General features: G+C 44.6%; 3 protein-coding genes and 1 pseudogene. All 4 read right to left on the bottom strand.

Translation table 11 applies throughout. From position 1 onward, the window contains the following. Positions 1-125: 125 nt before the first annotated feature. The gene (locus tag GX016_06900) at positions 126-1,754 is read right to left on the bottom strand and encodes a M56 family metallopeptidase (protein HHT71287.1); all 1,629 of its coding nucleotides are present in this window, start codon (positions 1,752-1,754) and stop codon (positions 126-128) included. Between the two features lie 10 nt (positions 1,755-1,764). Continuing rightward, positions 1,765-2,124: a BlaI/MecI/CopY family transcriptional regulator gene (locus tag GX016_06895; protein ID HHT71286.1), complete on the bottom strand. Its 360-nt coding sequence runs from the start codon at positions 2,122-2,124 to the stop codon at positions 1,765-1,767. A gap of 98 nt (positions 2,125-2,222) precedes the next feature. Further along, on the bottom strand, positions 2,223-3,563 hold the full coding sequence (locus GX016_06890; protein ID HHT71285.1) for a hypothetical protein: 1,341 nt from the start codon (positions 3,561-3,563) through the stop codon (positions 2,223-2,225). Then, positions 3,556-3,909: pseudogene (locus tag GX016_06885) on the bottom strand (RNA polymerase subunit sigma-24). Before GX016_06885 ends, GX016_06890 begins: the two are co-directional and overlap by 8 nt. Between the last annotated feature and the right edge of the window lie 126 nt (positions 3,910-4,035).

The following is a 4,035-nucleotide window of genomic DNA, read 5'->3' as shown; positions in this document are numbered from 1 at the left end:
GCCTCTGTGCCTGTCCGCTCCCCTGCATCAGCAAGCATGCCTTGAATACACGGGCCGGCACGGAGTCCGGCCCCACGCATACGTTTTGCGTATCATGTGCAGTGCTAAAGCTATCTTTGATGTGCTCATGCGGTAAAGCTTATACTGTCAAACGTAACCTGGCCCGTGTCTCGATCGATAAAGAAAGATATATCTATGGCACGACATGGGATTAAATCGTCTGTTTGTTGAGACCGAATTAACTGAGCGATCCGCTCTATGTTGCCGGTACCCTTGTCCCCTAATCGGTGGGCATTGGCGGTGGAATTAGGGTTGTTGGTATTCGCCACGGTGGTATCGTAATCGAATTGTAGCAGCTTGGCTTCATAGAATACAGCATCCGGATTTGCGTTCAGCAACACTACTTGATATGCACTTTCGCCGGTATATGCAATCCCTTTCGGAATATAACGTTCTCCGTCAAGAACAAAGTGATCTGTACTTTGATGACTAAAAGTAGCCTTGGTACCAAAAAGGTTGTATATTATCTTCTCTATATCGTCGACACGCATGGCACCACCACGACTATAACCGCTTTTGTACAAGTAAAGTAACACCTCATCCCAAGAAGAGACAAATTTCCCATCTTGAGTATACTCTGGGGCAAATCTTAGTGTATGTTGCACCCCTAAGTCGTTAAATTGTTCCAGTATTTCGGATGTAAGCTCCTGTTTGCCCGCTACAGTTATTAAATCTAACATTGAGTTTGTACCCTGTCCGGTTAGTTCTTGGTCCGAAATAGTCGGTATAACAAACACTGCCGCTGCCCCAACAACCAAAATCACCGCCGTCAGGATGGCAAAAATGGACGGTTTCTTCAGTTTCATAATGGCCACGATCCTTTCTTCCATCGGGTTTTTGCTGAAGCTGGCACACAAAGGTATCAGCCCGCTTCTCCTTTCTTCTAAAGCAATTAACGTCAAGGCATAAGCCGATTTTGTTTGTTCTCCATATGTCCGCACCACTATTTCATCGCAGGATAATTCCAGGTCTCGGTTGGCGAGTATGTACATGATCCAGACCAAAGGATTGAACCAATGGACACACAATGCAGCGGCTAGTAGCCATTTGAACAAGATGTCAAGGCGCTTAATATGGACAAACTCGTGGGCTAAGATATATCTGAGACAGTCTATATCCTCCCAGTCAGTTATCTTCGGCAGTAGCACCACCGGCCTCCATATACCGTAGGTCAGGGGGGCTGTTGTTAGATCAGATTGTCTGATTTGAACCGTGCGCCATGTCCGGTGCTCCCGGAGCCATTGGCGCACAAAATCGTTCTCCAACGGTAAAGAGGTCCGATAAACCTTAGAGCAACGAAGGTGCATTACCAGAAAATATAGAGCACAGGCCAATAGTCCCATCAGCCAAATTACCACTAGGGGTGACACGGAAAAAGCGGTTGTTTTAGCCGGTACCAAATTTACCATATTGGGTAAATTGGTAATACAGTATGTGGGCTCGCCAGATGTGAAAGCACTCGGTGTGGTGGTTGCGGGTGTTGTTAGCAACGTATCATCCAGCCAGCCGACATTGGTGTATATATGTAGCGGTAACGGAAGGGAAAACGGAATTAGCAACCGACCCAAAGCAACTCTCCAAAGAACAAGAAAAGTTTTCTTCGGTAGCCTGTGAATGGCCACAGCCCGGCCGGCCACAATTACCAGAATGAGAACGGCAGCGGAAATGCTCATTTTTAGTAATGATAATACCATCGGTATCACCTCATTCTAGCTCATTAACCAGCTGCTTTAGCCTTTTGATTTCCTCAGGGGATAAATTTTTCCGCCCTAAAATAGAAGCCACCAGCTGATCAGCAGCGCCGTCATACATTTTGTTAATAAGCTCCGTGGTTTCAAATTCTTGCGCTTGTTCCTTCGTAATCACAGGACGGCAGACAAAATTGGGTTCCATCCTTTTTATCGCACCCTTGTCAATACACTTCTTGATAACCGTATAGGTGGTGCTTTTGCTCCAGCCTACTTCCTTCAGCAAAGTGGCTGCAATTTGCTTGGCAGTTGTATCGCCTCTCTCCCACAAAATCTCCATAACTTTCAGTTCCGAGTCGAATAGTTTGATAGTCATCAGTAGACCTCTTTTCTACTCATTCTATCGTAATAGAATATGACACCCTTATTCTACTCGAGTAGAATAAGGGTGTCAAGAGGTACATATATTCCCATCTATTTCATATTGATCGTCCAGTTGCCATTTATGACGAACCGTGGGTAAGAGATATCCAGCTCAGCCTTATCGACTTCCTTGTCGAATTCAACAGTCATGACCGCCATATCACCACTAAACTCTGAAGAAATCTTCTTGATGTCCTTGCCGTACACGTCGAAGGAACTGATGCTGACATATTTCTTGGCTCCCGTGTTCAGCTGGAATACAAGCTCTGCGGATGTCGGAGAAAGCCTTTCGATGCTCTTTACTACTGCCCTCTGAGCAAACAAATCCACATCACGGTTGAGTATTTCCTTGCCGTCCCTTGGTATATTGAAGCTAATACTACCGACTGACTTTTCATAAGTAGCCAACAGAGCAGGCACATTAATCATAAGCTGGCTGTCCTTTGGCACATCTACCTCAAACGTAGTTACAGGATACGCATTAGCATCAGCCGGGACTTGCAGCTTGTGCTTGATACCATTTTCGTCAGTTGCATAAATATCTGCAATCTCAGAGCTAGTTTCGGAACTATTTATGCCCTCCTCACCCATATCCTCAACAGTAGCTTTAACTGTTGCATTAACCGGCTTGCCAAATGCACTGAGTTTCATATCTTCATCGGCAAAAGATGCAATCAGCTGAACAGCCTGCTTGCCTTTTTTCTCTACGCTCTTAGCACCCACAGCAACCATATCGATATTGTTTGCTGTCTTCTCACTGGCAAATAGGTTCTGTGGATCAAGTCCCTTGGCCTGATCAAGAGTTACTGAGTATGTTTTATCGCCAACAACCAGGTCAAAAGCCTTAAATGGTTTGATGTTGTAGTTCTTTTCTTTTCCGTTAGCAAAACTGAATACATACTTATCGCCATTCTTAGAAAGACCGGCCATGACATATTCAGTACTTGGATCATCCTTGGGTATGATTTTCATAGTCTCTAAAACATCGGTACTAAGGCTTGATGTGTATTCCATATCGAGTCTGCCTTTGGAAACGATTAGGCTCTCAATTACAAAGTTGTCATCAAGCGCTAGCCTGTCTTCTAGGTAATAGGCCGCGCCATCCACCATGGTGGAATAAATCGGGGTCTTGTTTAAAAAGCTCTTGATCGCCGTTGATATCTCATCAGCATACGCTGTATTAATACATACAAAGCACGCTAACACCGCTGCTGCATACGGCAGGCGTTTTCTAAATTTCGCCTTTCTGTTATGCTTCTTAAGTTTCCGATGTGCTTTTCTTCTTATCGATTCCATATCACATTCAACCCCGTCCATCAGATTGTCAATCTCGCCCTCCATTAAGTCATCATCAAGATTGCTCAGAATCGCAATCATTCTGTCCTCACTCATACTGCAAAGCCTCCTTGATAATCTTTCTTCCCCGCAGCAATCTGTTATCCACGGCGGCTCGAGTCAAATGGTAGGCTTGCGCCAGATCATTGATTTGTTCACCCAAAAAGAACCTTCTTATGAATATCTCCCGATCCATCTTTTGAAAGGAATTGATTGTTTTAATCACCTGTTCCTGATCTTGTCTTAGGAAAACTTGCTTTTCGAGATTGATATCATCCTTTATCTCGATATCCTCGATGTTTACGACGTTGTTCAGGCGTTTCTTGCGTCTATATGTCAACGCCTTGTACTTGGTTAGAATCAGCAGCCAAGTCCTGAAGTTTGCCTTCTCCTCATCAAACTTGTTAACGGCCATGATAAAATGGACATAAATGGCCACGAAAACTAGGCCACCCCACTGCATTATGCAGGTAAAAAACGGCTCACCCTTTAATTAGCTCTCTGGAAGGTGTAGCAAGCACTAAACCAG

The organism is Bacillota bacterium (assembly GCA_012837285.1).
In the GTDB taxonomy this organism is placed as follows: Bacteria; Bacillota; DTU030; order DUMP01; family DUMP01; genus DUNI01.
This window is presented reverse-complemented; position numbering and strand designations above follow the sequence as displayed.

Excerpts from the sequence above, each read along its gene's own strand:
- GX016_06890 (HHT71285.1), bottom strand. The coding sequence starts at position 3,563 with ATGAGTGAGGACAGAATGATTGCGATTCTGAGCAATCTTGATGATGAC.
- GX016_06895 (HHT71286.1), bottom strand. The coding sequence starts at position 2,124 with ATGACTATCAAACTATTCGACTCGGAACTGAAAGTTATGGAGATTTTG.
- GX016_06900 (HHT71287.1), bottom strand. The coding sequence starts at position 1,754 with ATGGTATTATCATTACTAAAAATGAGCATTTCCGCTGCCGTTCTCATT.